The sequence below is a fragment of the Neobacillus sp. S1227 genome (assembly GCF_055385255.1).
The window spans coordinates 4,806,979-4,824,792 of sequence record NZ_AP038276.1; the positions used below are offsets into that span (position 1 = coordinate 4,806,979).

20 protein-coding genes are annotated in these 17,814 nt (G+C 41.4%); 4 read left to right on the plus strand and 16 right to left on the minus strand.

All coding sequences use genetic code 11. The annotated features are described in order from the left end of the window. Window positions 1-22 precede the first annotated feature (22 nt). From ACZ5AE_RS24205 to ACZ5AE_RS24215, 3 genes are all read right to left on the minus strand, one after another. Entirely contained in the window at window positions 23-787 is a 765-nt protein-coding gene (locus ACZ5AE_RS24205; protein WP_464567047.1) for a TIGR01457 family HAD-type hydrolase, read from the minus strand. 62 nt (window positions 788-849) lie between these two features. After that, on the minus strand, window positions 850-1,287 hold the full coding sequence (locus ACZ5AE_RS24210) for a DUF86 domain-containing protein (RefSeq protein ID WP_464567048.1): 438 nt from the start codon (window positions 1,285-1,287) through the stop codon (window positions 850-852). A 27-nt stretch (window positions 1,288-1,314) separates the two neighbouring features. Beyond that, on the minus strand, window positions 1,315-2,616 hold the full coding sequence (locus tag ACZ5AE_RS24215; protein ID WP_464567049.1) for an EAL domain-containing protein: 1,302 nt from the start codon (window positions 2,614-2,616) through the stop codon (window positions 1,315-1,317). A 186-nt stretch (window positions 2,617-2,802) separates the two neighbouring features. Here ACZ5AE_RS24215 and ACZ5AE_RS24220 point away from each other — a divergent pair, with 186 nt between their 5' ends. Then, entirely contained in the window at window positions 2,803-3,069 is a 267-nt protein-coding gene (locus ACZ5AE_RS24220; RefSeq protein ID WP_464567050.1) for a DUF3055 domain-containing protein, read from the plus strand. A gap of 57 nt (window positions 3,070-3,126) precedes the next feature. Then, on the plus strand, window positions 3,127-3,420 hold the full coding sequence (locus tag ACZ5AE_RS24225; protein ID WP_464567051.1) for a cytosolic protein: 294 nt from the start codon (window positions 3,127-3,129) through the stop codon (window positions 3,418-3,420). A gap of 124 nt (window positions 3,421-3,544) precedes the next feature. Here the strand turns inward: ACZ5AE_RS24225 and ACZ5AE_RS24230 are convergent, their stop codons facing one another. After that, on the minus strand, window positions 3,545-3,820 hold the full coding sequence (locus ACZ5AE_RS24230; RefSeq protein ID WP_464567052.1) for a YutD family protein: 276 nt from the start codon (window positions 3,818-3,820) through the stop codon (window positions 3,545-3,547). Window positions 3,821-3,932: 112 nt separating this feature from the next. On the opposite strand from ACZ5AE_RS24230, the gene ACZ5AE_RS24235 reads away from it, so the two are divergent. Further along, a complete protein-coding gene (locus ACZ5AE_RS24235) occupies window positions 3,933-4,574 on the plus strand; it encodes a YhcN/YlaJ family sporulation lipoprotein (RefSeq protein WP_464567053.1) in 642 nt (213 codons plus the stop codon). Window positions 4,575-4,620: 46 nt separating this feature from the next. On the opposite strand, the gene lipA is transcribed toward ACZ5AE_RS24235, so the two are convergent. Beyond that, entirely contained in the window at window positions 4,621-5,541 is a 921-nt protein-coding gene (gene lipA / locus ACZ5AE_RS24240; protein ID WP_464573728.1) for a lipoyl synthase, read from the minus strand. Window positions 5,542-5,718: 177 nt separating this feature from the next. Between lipA and ACZ5AE_RS24245 the strand changes: the two genes are divergently transcribed. After that, entirely contained in the window at window positions 5,719-6,702 is a 984-nt protein-coding gene (locus tag ACZ5AE_RS24245; RefSeq protein ID WP_464567054.1) for a M23 family metallopeptidase, read from the plus strand. 30 nt (window positions 6,703-6,732) lie between these two features. On the opposite strand, the gene yunB is transcribed toward ACZ5AE_RS24245, so the two are convergent. From yunB to ACZ5AE_RS24300, 11 genes are all read right to left on the minus strand, one after another. Continuing rightward, a complete protein-coding gene (yunB, locus tag ACZ5AE_RS24250) occupies window positions 6,733-7,518 on the minus strand; it encodes a sporulation protein YunB (RefSeq protein WP_464567055.1) in 786 nt (261 codons plus the stop codon). Window positions 7,519-7,610: 92 nt separating this feature from the next. Beyond that, window positions 7,611-7,913, minus strand: coding sequence for a YunC family protein (locus ACZ5AE_RS24255; protein WP_464567056.1), 303 nt, complete (start codon window positions 7,911-7,913; stop codon window positions 7,611-7,613). Window positions 7,914-7,980: 67 nt separating this feature from the next. Next, window positions 7,981-9,330, minus strand: coding sequence for a bifunctional metallophosphatase/5'-nucleotidase (locus ACZ5AE_RS24260; protein ID WP_464567057.1), 1,350 nt, complete (start codon window positions 9,328-9,330; stop codon window positions 7,981-7,983). A gap of 10 nt (window positions 9,331-9,340) precedes the next feature. Next, entirely contained in the window at window positions 9,341-10,162 is an 822-nt protein-coding gene (locus tag ACZ5AE_RS24265; RefSeq protein ID WP_464567058.1) for a sulfite exporter TauE/SafE family protein, read from the minus strand. Between the two features lie 27 nt (window positions 10,163-10,189). Then, entirely contained in the window at window positions 10,190-11,035 is an 846-nt protein-coding gene (locus ACZ5AE_RS24270; protein ID WP_464567059.1) for a DUF72 domain-containing protein, read from the minus strand. Window positions 11,036-11,337: 302 nt separating this feature from the next. Further along, entirely contained in the window at window positions 11,338-12,735 is a 1,398-nt protein-coding gene (gene sufB / locus ACZ5AE_RS24275; RefSeq protein WP_464567060.1) for a Fe-S cluster assembly protein SufB, read from the minus strand. Between the two features lie 71 nt (window positions 12,736-12,806). Beyond that, window positions 12,807-13,244 carry a Fe-S cluster assembly sulfur transfer protein SufU gene (sufU, locus tag ACZ5AE_RS24280; RefSeq protein WP_464567061.1) on the minus strand — a complete coding sequence of 146 codons (438 nt, stop codon included), beginning with the start codon at window positions 13,242-13,244 and terminating at the stop codon, window positions 12,807-12,809. Beyond that, window positions 13,234-14,463: a cysteine desulfurase gene (locus ACZ5AE_RS24285; protein WP_464567062.1), complete on the minus strand. Its 1,230-nt coding sequence runs from the start codon at window positions 14,461-14,463 to the stop codon at window positions 13,234-13,236. Before ACZ5AE_RS24285 ends, sufU begins: the two co-directional genes overlap by 11 nt. Next, window positions 14,463-15,773, minus strand: a complete 1,311-nt coding sequence (sufD, locus tag ACZ5AE_RS24290) for a Fe-S cluster assembly protein SufD (RefSeq protein ID WP_464567063.1) — start codon at window positions 15,771-15,773, stop codon at window positions 14,463-14,465. The genes ACZ5AE_RS24285 and sufD overlap by 1 nt, the downstream gene beginning before the upstream one ends. 24 nt (window positions 15,774-15,797) lie before the next feature. Then, entirely contained in the window at window positions 15,798-16,583 is a 786-nt protein-coding gene (gene sufC / locus ACZ5AE_RS24295; RefSeq protein WP_464491409.1) for a Fe-S cluster assembly ATPase SufC, read from the minus strand. A 375-nt stretch (window positions 16,584-16,958) separates the two neighbouring features. Next, entirely contained in the window at window positions 16,959-17,801 is an 843-nt protein-coding gene (locus ACZ5AE_RS24300; protein ID WP_464567064.1) for a MetQ/NlpA family ABC transporter substrate-binding protein, read from the minus strand. Between the last annotated feature and the right edge of the window lie 13 nt (window positions 17,802-17,814).

A 17,814-nucleotide genomic window follows, 5' to 3' on the forward strand; every position in this document is an offset into this window, starting at 1 on the left:
GATGGCTATTTCAGCCATCCTTTTATGGTTCCCAGTGGTCTAGTGTATCGATTGTATATGTAGGCGGAATGTTATACCCTTTTAATAGTTCCTTCGTGGTGACGCCCGTATGAACAAGCAAGGTGTCAATCCCTGCATTTATACCCGCCAGAATATCAGTATCATAATTATCGCCCACCATCAGCGTATCTTCTTTTGCCACGCCTAAAACCTTTAACGCCTGCTCCGTAATAATTGCTTCCGGCTTTCCGATAAAAATCGGCTTTGTTTGTGTTGATACCGCTATAACCGATGTTATCGAGCCATTGCCCGGTACTAGCCCTCTTTCAGTTGGCAAGGCGATATCGCCATTGGTCGAAATAAATGTGGCTCCGTTTCGGACAGCCAGACAGGCAATCGTCAGCTTTTCATAATTAATCGAGCGGTCAAGGCCAACTACGACAACATCCGCATCTTCCCCAGCAAACCGAAAGCCCTTGTCCTCAAGTACTGTGCGAATTCCTTCTTCACCAATAACATAGACAGAGGCATCCTTTTTCAGTTCTTCGATATAATTGGCAGTTGCCTGACTTGTCGTAAAGACCCTATCTTCCGTTGCTGGAATATCAAAGCTTTTTAATTTCTCCGCTACCTGTGCTGGGGTCCGGGTAGAATTATTTGTCACAAATAAATATGGAACCCCCTTTTCCTGAAGCTTCTTAATAAAATCAGAAGCCGCTTCTATTCTCTCAGTACCTTTATACATCGTTCCATCTAAATCAATTAAATATCCTTTATATTTCTTCAATCATCTCACTCCTTAATTGACCTTGTCCCTCTAGTTAAAAAGAAAAAGACCGATTGGCGGTCTTAGTTTTTAAATGCAGAAACTGGTCCTAATTCGTTTGTAAGATAGTCCCTTACATTTCCTGAGAAAATTGTCAGTGCCGACAGATGTTTAGAAAATTCCCGGGTTAATTCACTATGGTCAATTTCGGTATAAAATTGCACCAATTTTTTCCGAAAACTGATAAGAGTTTTCAAACTGCTTCCAGTTTCTTCAGTAACGACCTTTTCATCCATTAAAATATCTATTATGTCTTCATAGCTCCCCGGATCACGCATGATAAACCCATCAATCATGGCATTGCCGACATCCAATACCGACTCGAGCATCATATGTGTCAGCCGCTCCAATGCGGCCGTTTCAATGGGGGTCGACCAGACCTGCTGGTTAGAGAAATGAGTGATCTGTGTTTCCAAATAAATTAATGTTGTTTCAATTTTATCCCGGTCAACAAAGTACATGAACTCCACTTCCTTCTATTTTCTATTCTAAGTTGCCATTTCTATGTTTAGTACAGTAGGCGGAGCGTAGAAATAGCCTTGTGCCAAATCGACCTTGTTTCTTGTAAGGACAGCTGCCTCATCCTCATTTTCGATTCCCTCCGCGACAACCAGTGAACCGGCCTCCCGCGCGACTAGGAGAATACCCTTTAACATCGATTCCTTAAGCGAGTTTTTATCGATATTTTGAATAAGAGATCGGTCAATTTTTATAATATCCGGCATAATTTCACTAATGGTACTTAAATTGGAGTATCCCGCGCCTGTATCATCAATGGCAATTCGAAACCCCATTAATCGTAACATTTTTATATTATAAATGAAATTCTTTAAACCTTCGATTGAATCGTTTTCAGTAATTTCAATTGTTATTTGTTTTGGTGAAATACCAGTGAATCTTTGCAATAAATTCTTTATATCCCTTGTGAAACGTATATTTCCAAGGGTTAACGGAGTACAATTGATAAAAATATCCTGACTACATTTTGCTTTCTTAATTTGTTCAAATGCTTTTTCCAAAACCAGCATTTCGAGTGCATATAATGTCCCAGTCTGCCTCGCAACCGAGAATAACAGCAAAGGATTTTCTACCGCAGTGTCCTTAGGTCCCCGTGTCAAGAACTCCCATGCACGGATTTCATTTGTTGCCACATCAATAATGGGCTGGGCCAGCAAACGGATATTTTTATTAGTAATAATTTGATTAATCGTATAATCTTTATCATCATAGTTTATTGCCAGTCTTTTTTCAGCCATTGAGAAGGCCTGTCGATGGGCTTTTTGGATGGAATCAGAAATGGAGTAATGTTTCTTGTCAATAAACATATATCCATTTTCAAAGTGAATTTGCTGTGAAGGATAATGTTTTTGCAGACTGCCCTCAATACAATAAAGCAATCTTTTAATAACATGATCCATATCAGACAAAGTGTTTTTATCAACACCCACCTTCATGATCAAGGTCACCACATCGCCATAAAAATCATGCAAAGCGATGACTTCCTCTTCTTTCAGTTGTTCTTGGACAGCATGGCGAAAATACTTTTTTAACTGCTTCATGAAATAATCTTGCTGAGTTTTCCCTTTTATAACCGGCAATTCATTCATATTTTCCAAATGAAAAACAATAACTGCTGCCTCCAAACCAGTCTGAAAGGCTGCTGTTACCCCCTCTAATACAGGGTTGCGCAAAATAAATTGAGGCGGATAAAAGCGCAAGGACTCAGCAGGAAGGAAAATCTTCCCCCAATCTATTGCCCCTTTTAACATATTCATGATGCGACGAGCCATACATTCATCCCTCACAACTGTTTATCTTACAGATTTAGCTATATTATAACATATTTTTACATTATCCTAAATTTTTAGAAGAAAATATTCCTAAACCATTGTTGAGAAATTTAATCCTACTCCCATCCACTGCAGGAATTTGTTACTATAGATAGTGTGAGAGTATTTTTTTAAAGGAGATATGAAATGAGCGAGCGTTTTTTCTTATATGATGATACCGAAAATACCAAAACAAGGTTTGTCAGCTTTGTCGGGGAAAATCAGCGTTATGATTTGGCCGTCGTAAAAACGGACCGGCACTACGGCAAATCCCTTGTAATGAATATGCAAGGAAATCGATTTGCCATCATTGGACATGATGACCTCGAGGAAGAAGGTTATTTAGAATATGCTTTTAACATAAATGAATCAGAGGCAGAAGAGCTAAAATCCTTCTTACAGGAGATTATCTAAAGGTTTACTCATGTTTTTCACTTCGGAAGAAATAATAAAAGAAAAGGAGTGAGGAACATGGCTGAAAAGGATTCCAAAAAATACGGTGACTTATCCAGCGTGGAAGTACAGCGGAACTATTTAACCGCCGAAGAATTTCCAGATGGCCCGTTCGGGTCGCCGATTCGACAAGATGAACCAGTTGAATTGAAGAGCACACCTTGGAAAGAGGGACAGCGCAGGTACAGCAATTTTAACTATGAGTTTAAAGCCTTGCATCAGGATTTGCCAAGAGAATACCCGGGAGCACATCCCCCGCATGATGATAAAGAAACCGATGAACAGGCCCCGTATAACAATAACGAGGCATAAACATAAATGCAAAATCGCCGATTGGCGAGTCAGAAGGACGAAAAGAGGCGTAGTTGAATTTGTGCGTTAAGAATGTATAAATTCTTGAAAATTTAAAAACGAAGGGGATTAATCGCCCCTTCGTTTATTTTTTCACCTTTTTCAATACAAAATAAGCGCAGCCAAAATTGCAGTATTCATACAGATACTCACTTAATGTGCTGATTTTTGTATCAAAGGTTGCTTTTTGATTTTGGTCTTCAAAGAAGCCTTTTAATCGGAGCTGGTTATAGCCCCAATCCCCCACAATATAATCATATCTGGATAAAATGTCACTATATCTAGCCTTTAGAGCTTCCTCATTAAAACCATTCCGAAATTCCTGTACAAGTTCATAAGTAGTGTTATTAATAAGAACCATGGTTTTCACCTCAAATTTTGCCAGCTATTCTTTATCCCATTATAACCGATTCACCATCAATTACTAAGAAAAAAAATAAGCGCTTTGGAAAATCTAATAAAAGGAGGTGTTAATGTTGAAAAAATTAGGCATAATCATTGGGTTATGTGCATTAACTGCAGTCACAGGCTGTTCCAAGGATATGGGTAAAAACGATATATATGAAGAATCCGGCAATACCATTAATGTAAACAATAAACGGCATGAGCTCTACCGTGAAGGTGCGAGCAAGGATATCCGTAACGTTAACAATGACTTTGGCTTTGTACGTCACCAGAAAAGCCCACTGATGAACGATAATAACACAAATGATAGCTACACGGCCCTTGACCGTGAACAAGTAGCCCATGTCATCAGTCGCTTAAGTGCCAATATTCCAAACGTCCATGATGTGGCTGCATTGGTAACAGACAGAGAAGTTCTAGTGGCGTATCGTACTGATTCGAAAAACCGAAATTTAACAGCGGACCAAGTGAAGAAAACAGCATTATCTGTTGTCCCTAGGTATTACCATGTATACGTCAGTGATAATAAGGTCCATATCCAAGATATTCAAAACTTGGCTAATTTGGATTCCCTTAGCGAAAAATCACGTGACCAGGTAAATTATGTTATCAAGCAAATGAAAACATCTCCACAGGGAACAAGATTGAACGATAATGAAGATGAAAACGGACTAACTAAGGACGATTTAGACTATAATCACAAACGCTAATAAAAAGAGTTCAGACCCGAACTAAATTAGGGCTGAACTCTTTTTTTTATTTGGCTTCCTGCGCACTTTGTTCGCCAAGTAATTGCTTATGCTTTGCAGCCGCATTTACTTGTTCGTCAGCGTGGTATGAAGAACGAACAAGCGGTCCCGCTTCGCAATGGCTGAACCCTTTACTTATGGCAATTTCACGTAATTCATTAAACTCATCAGGGCTATAGTATTTTACAACCTTTAGGTGGCTTTTCGTCGGCTGCAAATACTGGCCGATCGTCATGATATCAACATGATTTGACCGCAAATCATCCATAACCTCAATAATTTCTTCCTTTGTTTCGCCAAGGCCGATCATTAAGCTTGATTTCGTAGGAATACTTGGATTCATTTCCTTAGCCCGGCGCAGGAACTCTAGTGAGCGGTCATATTTTGCTCGAGCCCTGACTCTCGGTGTAAGGCGTCTGACCGTTTCAATATTATGGTTTAAAATATCTGGCTTAGCATCCATTAATGTTTGCAGGTTTTCTTCCTTTCCGCCCATATCAGACGGAAGGACCTCAATGCTGGTAAACGGGTTTTTCCGGCGAATAGCCCGGACCGTTTCCGCAAAAACAGCGGCACCGCCATCCTTTAAATCGTCCCTGGCAACTGCAGTTACGACGACATGCTTTAGGTTCATTAGTTGAACAGAATCAGCGACTCTTTCTGGTTCTTGCCAATCAAGTTCTGTCGGCAAACCCGTTTTTACAGCACAGAAACGGCAGGCCCGGGTACACGTATCTCCGAGTATCATAAAGGTTGCCGTTCTGCGTACTGCCCAGCATTCATGAATATTCGGGCAGCGCGCCTCTTCACAAACCGTGTGGAGATTCTTTTCCCTCATCAATTTTTTTAATCCTGTATATGATTCATTTGTATTAAGCTTTATTTTTAACCAATCAGGTTTTCTCAGGACTTCCTCTTTCTTGCTCATCATGCACCCCCGACTAAGTATAAACATTCCTGTTGTCACTTTAACATACTGGGTCGACAACGACAAGAAGTCAGCACCTGCCGCAAAGATTTTTCCGATTTCCAATTATTGACGATAATGAAATGTTCTAGAATTCATAAACTAACTTTGTACTATAAATGGGAAGGGAGAATTCCTATGCGGGCTGTGCTGATAATAGCAGCTTTCCTATTGTTATTTACCTCAAGTTTTGAGGCAAAAGCTGCGGAAGCCGATCCATACCAGGAACGAATGAAGCTTTATAAGAAGGTTGAAACCATCACACAAATTCCTTGGTATTATTTAGCTGCGGTTGACCAATATGAACGAAATGTCCGCTTGGCACGCCGCGATTTGCCAAAATCAGAAAGTCTGATTGGCATTTATTTTCGCCCTGAACAATGGGCCGGGTTGACTAATCCTAATCCTTCAGAAGAGAATCCTGCAATTATCGAGTTTTTTAATGGAGTCGGAGTTGATGGGGATGGAGATGGAAAGGCCAGCCTGAAAAATGATGAAGATGTATTGTATTCCTTTGCTCATTTTCTGCTTTCTTACGGAGTAGATGAAGATAATATTAAAATCGGTTTATGGGATTATTACCACCGTGACCGAACGGTTGGCAGTATCGTCAGCTATGCAAAAATGTACCGTCATTTTGGACGGCTAAATTTGGATACAAATGTTTTCCCAGTTCCTTTAAGAAGCAACCATAGCTATCGCAGCACCTGGGGAGATGCCCGGGGCTGGGGCGGCCGAAGAATTCACGAGGGGACCGACATATTTGCAGGCTATGGTATACCTGTAAGGGCCACTTGTTACGGGATTGTGGAAATGAAGGGCTGGAACAAATTTGGCGGTTGGAGAATAGGCATCCGGGATATCAATAACACCTATCATTACTTTGCCCATCTCAGCGGGTTTGCCAAAGACTTAAAGGTTGGACAAATTGTTGAACCCGGGATGGTGATTGGCGGGGTAGGGAGCTCCGGCTACGGCCCTCCAGGCACATCAGGAAAATTTCCTCCGCATCTCCATTATGGCATGTATAAAGATAATGGAATAACCGAATGGTCATTTGACCCCTATCCGTATTTGGCAAAGTGGAAACGTCTTGAAAAAATGAACACACGAAAAAAATAAGGGACTATCCGATTATGGATAGTCCATTTGTTAATTTCCAGATTTTTTGGTATCCTGCTTTTTCTCCGGAATCTGAATGGATGGAATAGTACCTCCTCCGCCATTATAGAACTGAGGAACCGTCCCCTCTACAAGGGCACTGCCGACTGGAATACTTTGTTTCAGTTTAGTAATTTTCGTAGCAAATGGAGTAATGATTTGAACGGATACCTCAATCTCAATTGAGACCTCCACCCATGTATTATTGATTCCCATTTCTTTCGTTTGGATCCGCACATCTGGTTCAACTTCCCCAATGGCTTGAAATTTGACAGGAATTTTCGGACCAAGGTTCCCAAGCAAAGCAATATTGGTTGCCTGCCCTAATGGAACATACCAAGTTATCGAGTTCTCATCCTTCGTGTTCTTTGTCTCAATTTCCACATCTGTAATCTGTTCCAGCTGGGCAAGATTACCTTGTTTTGCCGCCTTCAAATTCTTTTGAATTTGTGCCGTTGTTTCAGCCAATACCCTATTAATTAAATCCGTATTTAACTGAAAGTTTTGTTTCTCTCCATCGCCGCCTGGGATGATTTGCACGACTTGATTATTTTCTCCGACATTGGTGGTCCTTTTAGTAATAGCTCTATTTATCACAAGGGAAGCAATATTCCTAGTTTCGGTTTCGGCATATCTCATTAAGGTAGGCTCAATCCCTTTGTTCACGAGCAACACACTTATTGCGGATGTCAACAGGAAAAAGACAAAAGTCAAAAGCATGACATATCGGAAAGGCAACGGACCTCTTCGCCGCCGGTACATGCGAAATTTTGCCAACAAAAATCACCCCTTCATCGTATGTGTATGCGAAAAAGGGGTGAACTAGCCCAATAAATAAATGGTAAAAAGCCTGCTGCGATAGCAGGCTATTATATCATTTTCAGCAAGGCATCCTTGCCGATCATGCCTTTTGTGATTCCTAACTCCTCCGCTCCAATTGTGACGGATTCCAGCGGCGCGTTCAACAGCTGGTCGATGGTTCTTACTCCGACAGCTCTCCCTGCAATAATGTTTCGGTCTTTTAGTTTATCATTTAATAAGCCGACATCCAACGCACCGCACATTATATATCCTTTATCGCTTGTCACAGCAAGCAAGGTCGTTTTCGGAAGTAACACGGAAACCGCCAGGAACGTATGGCCGTCAATTTCAATTGGTGAAAGATCAATCATCAGGATTCCACACTCCTTTCCCTACTATCACATTATGTAGGAAAAGGAAAAAGCGTGTGTCCCAGAATTAAGACTGGGTCTTTAGTTTCCATTTTAGGATATCGCGCAAAAATTCCGGCAAAAAATATTGCTTATCCTTATGAGGCAGAACTCCTTTAAAAAAATGCCCAAACGTAAACATATCCGGCAGTGCCAGTGTGTAGATTTTTTGTTGCTCCCGCTTTTCTCCATTTATAAAAATTTCTCCGGAATGAAACGTGATTCCGTCATAAACAAAGATTCCCAGCATGTTTCCTCTAAAACCAAGCCCTTTAATTTGCCGTTGATGAAGGCTTTCGTTCATCGTTTCGATTAATATCTCTTTTAATTCTTTGCCGTTAACCTCGACAACACACGGATTAATTGGGTGTGGGCAGATGTTTAAAAGATCAAATTCTGTCACATCGCCGGATAACGGACCAAGAAGGAGTCCGGCATTGATCATCGCACAATCAGTTTGGCACCATTCCCGTAAAGCTTTACATAGGAAAAGCGAGAAATCTGTTTCTTTAAACGGATCGCTTAAGTATGGCTTCGTTAGGGTAGTGATTTTTCTATTAAGTAGTTCCTTCCCTTTATCGAAATAAGCCTCCGCTATTTCAACTTCATTTCGAGCCGCCGGAAGTTCCTTTGTATCATAAAGAATGGCTTGTTTGTCTTGAATGGTTTTCTGGCTGTCCAACGTAATCGTAACATGGCCTACATAATGGCCGAATTTTCCGGCGGCCGCCAAAAGAGAATCGTCTACAAGCTTTCCAGTTTCCAAAAAATGATGAGTATGAGCACCCAGAATCACGTCAATCCCAGGAAATTCTGCAGCAATCCGTTCATCATCACGAAGGCCGAGATGGGAAAGCAAAATAACCATGTCAGATTGCTCCTTTACGGCTTTTATCCATTTTCTAAGCTCGCTAATCGGCTCGGTCAGCTTCCAGTCTAGTAATTCGTATAGATGCGCGAAGTTGGCCGTTAGGCCGATAACTCCGAGCCGGGTACCGGATTTGGTTTGATAAATTTGATAAGGCTTCACCCAGCTTGGATGCTGGTTATTTTTTTGAAAAAGATTCGCTGCCAGCACATCAAACTTTGAGTCGCCATAAAGCTGCTCCAACCCATCATGCGGCAGGTTGATTCCTTCGTTATTGCCAATTGTAACTGCAGTATATTGGCTTTCGTTTAAGAGATCAATACTCGATTTCCCCATCGTCGCCTCTGTCAACGGATGCCAGCGGTCAATGAAATCGCCAATATCAAATAGGAAAACCTCGTCTTGATCTCGGTGCTGCTCCCTTTTCTCCTTCAAAAATTGCTTGATGCGCGGCCAATTTTCCAAGTGGCTGTGGATGTCGTTCGTATGGTATATATGTATTTTTTCCACTTGTATCTACCTACCCTGTTATTCCTTCATAGATTAGTCGAACCCCTACAATAACAAGAACCGTTCTTAATATCCAGACTATCGTTTTGCTCTTTAGCCTAGTATTTAAAAACACGCCAATATTCGCACCAATAAATGCCCCCGGCACAAGTGCCAAAGCATAAAGCCAATTGACGTTTCCTAATGAGATGTGCGTAATCGAGCTTAAGATTGAGGTTGGTAAAATCATAAACATCGATGTTGCCGTAGCCACATGCGGCGGGAAGAAAAAAACGAGAATCATCGTTGGAACCATCAGTGAGCCGCCGCCAACACCAAAAATACCTGATAAAAACCCGACAATAAATGAAACAATTATTGCTACAACAGGGCTGTAGCCATATTCAAAGGTTTTACCCCTGTTGTCCGTAAAGGTACGGGTAATGCCCCTGTCCTTCCTATATGGTATTGGCTTTAATTGATCTTTAATAAACAGGATAATCGAGACGAAAATAATAAATAATCCAAAATATAAATTAAAAGCATGGAGGTTCATTCTTTCTGTTACCCATGCCCCCAGAATGCTCCCTGGGCCGCTTCCAATTAGAAAAATAAGCCCGCTTTTATAATCAACCACTTTATGTTTTGTATATGCCAGCACTGAGGAAAGCCCCGTGAAAATCATTGTAAAAAGCGATGTCCCGACGGCAACCTGCGGAGTGATGTGGGCAAACCCGTTTACTGTAGCCAAATAGAGCAGGGCCGGCACAACGATAATCCCGCCGCCAAGGCCAATCAACGATCCCAATGAGCTTGCACAAATACCGATGATCAAAAGAATAATCCATTCCATTGTGTCACTTTCTTTCTATGTCTGCTTTTAAAACAAGTCCAGTTGTCTCGGAGCCAATCCTTGATATTCAATATTTAATATGTCCATCATCTGCTTGGCGTTATCTGCTGCGTCGCCGCCGGAATTGTTATTAAAAAGAAGGTACAAATCGTCACATTCCTTTGTAAGCGTTTGGATATGTCCGGCCCATTCTAGGAGTTCTTGTTCATTATAGCGGTAAAGGTAGCGGACATCCCGCCAATTGTCGGCGTTTTTCTTTTGCCAACCGTGGACATTGCGGCCGTGGAATCTTACGAGAGCCTTATGTTGGTTTGTGGTTACAAGAACAGTCGGAACGGAGCCTTCTCCAGATTGCGGTTCATCACATATGCTGTGAATCCAATTTTCCTCTTTCATAAACTCCAATGTCTGTTTGCGATATTGCGGCGCAAACCAGGATTGGTGCCTAAATTCGAGTGCACAGGGGATTTCCCCCATTTGCTGTTTGCACCATCGTAAGTAATTGACATTTTCCCGTTTGCAATCAAACCACGGCGGAAATTGAAATAAAACCATGGCAAGTTTATTTTTCTCAATATAGGGGTCCAATGATTCTATAAATGCTTGAAACATGGCTTGTTTATTTTCAAATGGCACTTCGCCGCGAAGATGACCTGTCATGCCTTGATAGGCTTTAACGATAAATTGAAAGTTGGACGGTGTTTCATTAACCCATTTTAAGGCGTTCCTTTGGGGCTGGATTGCATAAAAAGCGGTGTCCACTTCCACGATTGGAAAATGGCCTGCGTATTCCTTTAATTTGTCTTTAGGGGTGATTGGACCTGTATACAAACTATCGTGGTCGCCCCAGCCTGTTAGACCTATATATATCAATGAATTCACCTCCATTTTATAATAGTATTAGCAAACGTTAATTAGCAAATTAAAGATGCTTAACCGCAAGTTGGAAGTGTCTATATGCAAGTAGGGGACTTTTATCCGCAAGTTGGAATCCCTTTCGCAAGTTGGAGAGGTTTATCCGCAAATTGGGTTATCTTATCCGCAAGTGGGTGATGATTATCCGCAGGTTGGATCACCTTATCCGCAAGTTGGCCCTCTATATTAGAGACTATTCAATATTCAATGCAAAAAACCCGCCTGCCAATTCCAGCAAGCGGGTCACTCATATCAAAATATTAACCGATAGAACCTTCCATTTCGAACTTGATCAAGCGGTTCATCTCAACGGCATATTCCATTGGAAGTTCTTTTGTAAATGGCTCAATGAAGCCCATAACAATCATCTCAGTTGCTTCCTGCTCCGAAATACCACGGCTCATCAAGTAGAAGAGCTGCTCTTCAGAAACCTTAGAAACCTTTGCTTCGTGCTCAAGTGAGATATTATTATTTAACACTTCGTTGTATGGAATCGTATCTGAAGTAGATTGATTATCCATTATCAACGTATCGCATTCGATATTTGAGCGAGCACCGTCTGCTTTACGGCCAAAATGGACCATGCCGCGATAGTTTACACTTCCACCGTGCTTAGAAATAGACTTAGAAACAATCGTTGAAGATGTATTTGGCGCAAGATGTATCATTTTAGAACCTGTATCCTGCACTTGACCTCTGCCAGCAATCGCAATGGATAATGTCATACCGCGGGCACCTTCACCTTTTAAAATAACAGCTGGATATTTCATCGTTAATTTTGAACCAATGTTACCATCTATCCATTCCATTGTCGCATTTTCTTCGCAGACAGTCCGCTTGGTTACAAGGTTGTATACGTTGTTTGCCCAGTTTTGAATCGTTGTATAACGGCAATAGCCGCCTTTTTTAACGATGATTTCTACAACTGCGCTGTGCAGGGAGTTCGTTGTATAAACAGGTGCTGTACAACCTTCAACATAGTGGACATGTGCACCTTCATCGACAATGATCAGCGTTCTTTCAAACTGCCCCATGTTTTCCGAGTTAATCCGGAAATAGGCCTGCAATGGTGTATCCACTTTAATACCTGGTGGTACATAAATGAAAGAGCCGCCGGACCATACAGCTGAGTTTAATGCAGCAAACTTGTTATCAGTTGGCGGAATAACTGTTGCCCAGTGTTTGCGGAAAATATCTTCGTTTTCCCTTAAAGCAGAATCGGTATCTTTAAAGATGATTCCTAATTCCTCAAGGTCTTCCTTCATGTTATGGTAAACAACCTCGGATTCATATTGCGCAGAAACCCCCGCAAGATATTTTTGCTCGGCTTCTGGAATTCCAAGTTTGTCAAATGTCGCTTTAATTTCTTCCGGTACTTCATCCCATGACTTTTCTGATTTCTCCGATGGTTTTACATAGTACGTAATTTCATCGAAATTCAATGAGTTTAAGTCACCGCCCCATTGCGGCATTGGTTTACTGTAGAAAATTTCAAGTGATTTCAAGCGGAAGTCAAGCATCCACTGAGGTTCACCCTTCATTTTTGAAATCTCTTCAACAATCTCACGAGTTAAACCACGTTTTGATCGGAATATGGAAACGTCTTTATCGGCAAAACCATATTTATATTCGCCGATCTCCGGCATTTTCTTCGCCATCGCAAGTATTCCTCCTTTTTTTACGAGAGGTGAAAGCTCCAGGCAAAAGTCCGGATACTTTCAGAACCGTTTTAATCTTGATTCTCTTCTTTCAAGCTTTTTTCCATCGCCTTCCACGCCAATGTTGCACATTTAATGCGTGCCGGGAATTTAGAAACACCTTGAAGTGCTTCGATATCGCCTAAATCAATATCCTCATCTACTTCTTTCCCTTGCATCATGTCAGAAAAAATCTTCGACAGCTTTAATGCGTCTTCGATTTTCTTCCCTTTAATCGCCTGCGTCATCATCGAAGCAGATGACATGGAAATGGAACAGCCTTCCCCTTCCTGCTTGGCGTCAACGACAATGCCGTCCTCCACCTTCAAGGTTAATTGAATACGGTCACCGCAGGTCGGGTTATTCATATTGATCGTATGGCTTCCATCCTCCAAAACCCCGCGATTGCGTGGGTTTTTGTAATGGTCCATAATAACTCTTCGGTAAAGTGCATCTAAGTTAGAAGACATCGCTAAAATACTCCTTCGTTTTGACAAGCCCTTCTACGAGTTTATCAATATCTTCTTCTGTGTTGTATAGGTAAAAACTGGCACGAGCTGTTGCCGATGCCTTCAACCATTTCATCAAAGGCTGGGCGCAGTGATGGCCGGCACGTACTGCAATTCCTTCGGCATCTAGAACCGTCGCTACATCATGCGGGTGAACATCACTTAAATTGAAAGTCACTAGACCAGCACGTTTAGCGGGATCATGCGGTCCATAGATGGTGATGCCTTCAACAGTTGACATTTTTTCAAGCGCATAAGCAGATAATTTATGTTCATACTCCGCAATATTGTCTAAACCGACTTCATTTAAAAAGTCAATCGCCGCACCAAGACCGATGGCACCGGCAATGATAGGCGTACCGCCCTCAAACTTCCAAGGCAGCTCTTTCCAGGTTGATTCATATAATTCCACGAAATCAATCATTTCACCGCCGAATTCAATCGGCTCCATTTTTTCAAGCAAATGCTTCTTGCCGTAAAGTACACCGATGCCGGTCGGTCCGCACATTTTATGGCCGGAAAATGCAAGAAAATCACAATCTAAATCTTGAACATCGATTTTCATATGAGGAGCACTCTGTGCACCGTCGACTACCATGATGGCGCCATTTTCATGGGCAATCTTGGCGATTTCTTTAACTGGATTGATGACGCCAAGCACGTTGGAGACCTGCATCACCGACACAATTTTTGTGTTAGGTGTGATGGTCGTGCGAACATCGTCTAGTGAAATCGTGCCATCCTCTTGGAGCGGGATGTATTTCAGCTGAGCACCAGTCCGTTTTGCTACCTGCTGCCAAGGGATGATATTGCTGTGGTGCTCCATATAGGTAATGACGATTTCGTCGCCTTCCTTCAGGTTGGCGGCACCGTAGCTTGCCGCCACCGTGTTAAGGGACGTTGTCGTACCTCTTGTAAAAATAACTTCCTGAATAGACTTGGCATTGATAAACTTACGAACCTTTTCTCGTGAGCCTTCGTATGCATCAGTTGCTTTTGTTCCTAGTGTATGCACACCGCGGTGGACATTTGAATTGTACCCCCGGTAGTATCTGTCAAGTGTTTCAATAACTTGTACGGGCTTCTGCGAGGTCGCAGAGCTATCCAAATATACTAACGGTTTGCCGTTGACTTCCTGGTCTAAAATAGGAAATTGTTTGCGAATATCCTGGATATTCATTATCTTACTTTCCTTTCAATAACTTCCACTAATTGCTGTTTTACTTTTTCAATTGGAAGCTGATTTACCACCGGTGCAAGGAAGCCATGAATGACTAAACGCTCCGCTTCCTTCTTTGGAATACCGCGGCTCATCAAGTAGTATAGTTGCACTGGGTCAACGCGTCCTACAGAAGCAGCGTGGCCAGCCATAACATCATCTTCATCGATTAATAAAATTGGATTCGCATCGCCGCGAGCTTTTTCACTAAGCATTAACACACGGGATGTTTGCTCAGCGTCAGACTTGGAGGCGCCGTGCTCAATTTTGCCAATTCCATTGAAGATAGAAGTAGCGTTATCCTTAACAACGCCATGATTTAAGATATTTCCTATTGTATGTCTGCCAAAGTGAACAACCTTTGTCGTAAAGTTCTGGGTCTGCTCACCACGTCCGACCACAACAGTTTTCGTATCACCATTGGAGCCGTCACCAAGCAGATTGGTCGTATTTTCAGAAATGGTATTGCCTTCATTCATCATGCCAAGTGCCCACTCGATTCGGGAATCGCGGCCGGTGACACCGCGGCGGTTCACATAGGTTGTGATGCCTTTTGCCAAAGTATCAACAGCACCGTATTGAACCTTTGCATTTGTATTGGCAATTACCTCTGTCAGAATATTCGCCAAGGTTTTAGACTCTTCCACTGTGGAAATATAGTTTTCCACGTAAGTTAAAGAGCTGTTATCTTCTGCGACGACGAGAACATGGTTAAATAAGTTTGCTTCCGTATTGTCATGCACGAACACTGCTTGAATCGGTTCCGCAATTTCAACGTTCTTTGGAACATATAGGAAGGCTCCGCCATTGACAAATGCTGCATGAAGAGCAGTCAAACGGTGCTCATCTGCATTGATCGCCTGTGTCATATAATATTTTTTCAATAAATCGCCGTGTTCTCTGGCAGCAGTGAAAATATCAGTAAACACAACACCCTTTGCCTTTAGGTCTTCTGATAAGGAAATAAAGGCTGGCGTTTGGTTCCGCTGAATATATAAATTTTGATTTGCCGCATCCAAATCAACTAATGCTTTAACCTCTGCCGGCAGTTCTGCCAAAGATGTATATGGAGCACTTTTAACTGTATGCTGCTCAAACTGGGTAAAATTCCATTTATCTATTTTTGTTTTATCTGGCCGAGGCATTGGCAGTTCGTGAAAATGCTCAAGTGCCTTCAGTCGAAGCTCTTCAAACCAAGCAGGCTCGCTCTTTTCTTTTGAAAAAGAGCTCACAAAACCCTTATCAAACGGTAATGTTATTTCTGTTGTCATTGCTAACCCTCCTAACAAAAGCTTTTAAGCTTCTTGCTCAACTGTTTCATCTTCAATACCAAGCTCTTGCTTGATCCAGTCATATCCTTCTGCTTCTAAGCGCTGTGCAAGCTCTGGCCCGCCGGATTTTACAACACGGCCTTGCATCATCACATGCACATGGTCAGGAGTGATATAGTTTAACAGACGTTGATAGTGAGTAATAATTAAGCAGCCGAAATCTTCACCGCGCATTTCGTTGACACCTTTCGATACTACCTTCAAGGCATCGATATCAAGTCCGGAGTCGATTTCATCGAGAATCGCAATCTTTGGCTCTAACATCATTAATTGCAGGATTTCATTGCGCTTTTTCTCACCGCCGGAGAAGCCTTCATTAAGGTAACGCTGCGCCATATCCAGATCCATTTCCAGGTATTCCATTTGCTTATCCATTTTACGAATGAATTTCATTAAAGAAATTTCGTTTCCTTCGCCAAGACGGGCGTTAATCGCTGAACGCAAGAAGTCAGCATTGGTTACACCATTAATTTCGCTTGGATATTGCATGGCTAAAAATAGTCCAGCACGAGCGCGCTCATCTACTTCCATTTCTAAAACATCTTGACCATCAAGCGTAATGCTTCCGCTTGTTACTTCATATTTAGGGTGACCCATGATAGCAGAGGATAATGTAGATTTACCCGTTCCGTTAGGACCCATAATGGCGTGAATTTCGCCGCCTTTTATTTCAAGGTTGACACCCTTTAAAATTTCTTTCCCATCAATTGCTACATGCAGATCTTTGATTGTTAAAGTTGATCCAGCCATATTCATACCTCCGAAAATGTATTGTATCTTTGCAGACAGATTTTTTTAAGATCTTCCGCATTCATTCTCACTTTATTCTCATTACAATCTTATAACAAATAGAATTTGTTAGCAACTTTTTAATAGTAATAACTAGCATGTATTTTCAGTCAGAACATGCTAAATGAGAATAGCAGGAAGCTTTTAAAGAAAATTCAGATAAAGACTTTTTATGTAATACAAGCCCGAATAAAATGATACCTTATTTTTTGCGAAATTGCCATGGTTGGTTATGACATCTATTTTTTACTGAACAATGTGCTTTCATGTACTGAATGCAGAAAAGCCAGTGATTCCTCACTGACTTTCCTTCTGGTGTACTTACCTATTTATATATTATTCAGAAACTGGTACAACGGCACCTTTGTATTTTTCAAGGATGAAATCTTGAATTTCTTTTGAATGAAGGACATCCACAAGAGCTTTAATGGCTTTCTTATTTTCATCACCTTTGCGAACTGTAATGATGTTTACATAAGGTGATTCTTTGCCCTCAAGTGCAATAGCGTCTTTCATTGGATTTAGTCCGGCCTGCAGCGCATAGTTTGTGTTGATCAGAACTGCATCTGCTTCGTCATTTTCATATACTTTTGGCAGCATTGCCGCTTCTACATCCGTTTTGAACTTTAAGTTTTTAGGATTTTTCGCAATATCTTCTACTTTAGCAGTAGTTTTATCAATGCCTTCTTTTAAGGTAATTAATCCTTCATGGTCAAGAAGGGAGAGCATACGTCCATGGTCAGCAACGGAGTTACTCATGATAATGGTTGCTCCATCTGGCAGCTCTGATAATTTTTTGTATCGTTTTGAATATACACCGATTGGTTCAATATGAATGCCGCCAGCATTGACAAAATCAAAGTCTTTGTTTTTCGCCATTTGATCTTTTAAATATGGAACGTGCTGGAAAAAGTTCGCATCAAGGTCACCAGATGCTAATGCTTTATTTGGAGTCACATAGTCATTAATTACTTTAACTTCAAGATCAATGCCTTTTTCCTTTAAAAGAGGCTGAGCTTTTTTCAAGATTTCTGAATGGGGAACCTGGGATGCCCCTACTACCAATTTTGTTTCTTTGCTTCCTTTACTTTCGTTATCTTTAGAAGCATTGTCTTTTCCGCAAGCTGCTAGTGAAAAAATAACGAGTAATGCTGATACGAAGATGAATAATTTTTTCATTTTTGTTCCTCCT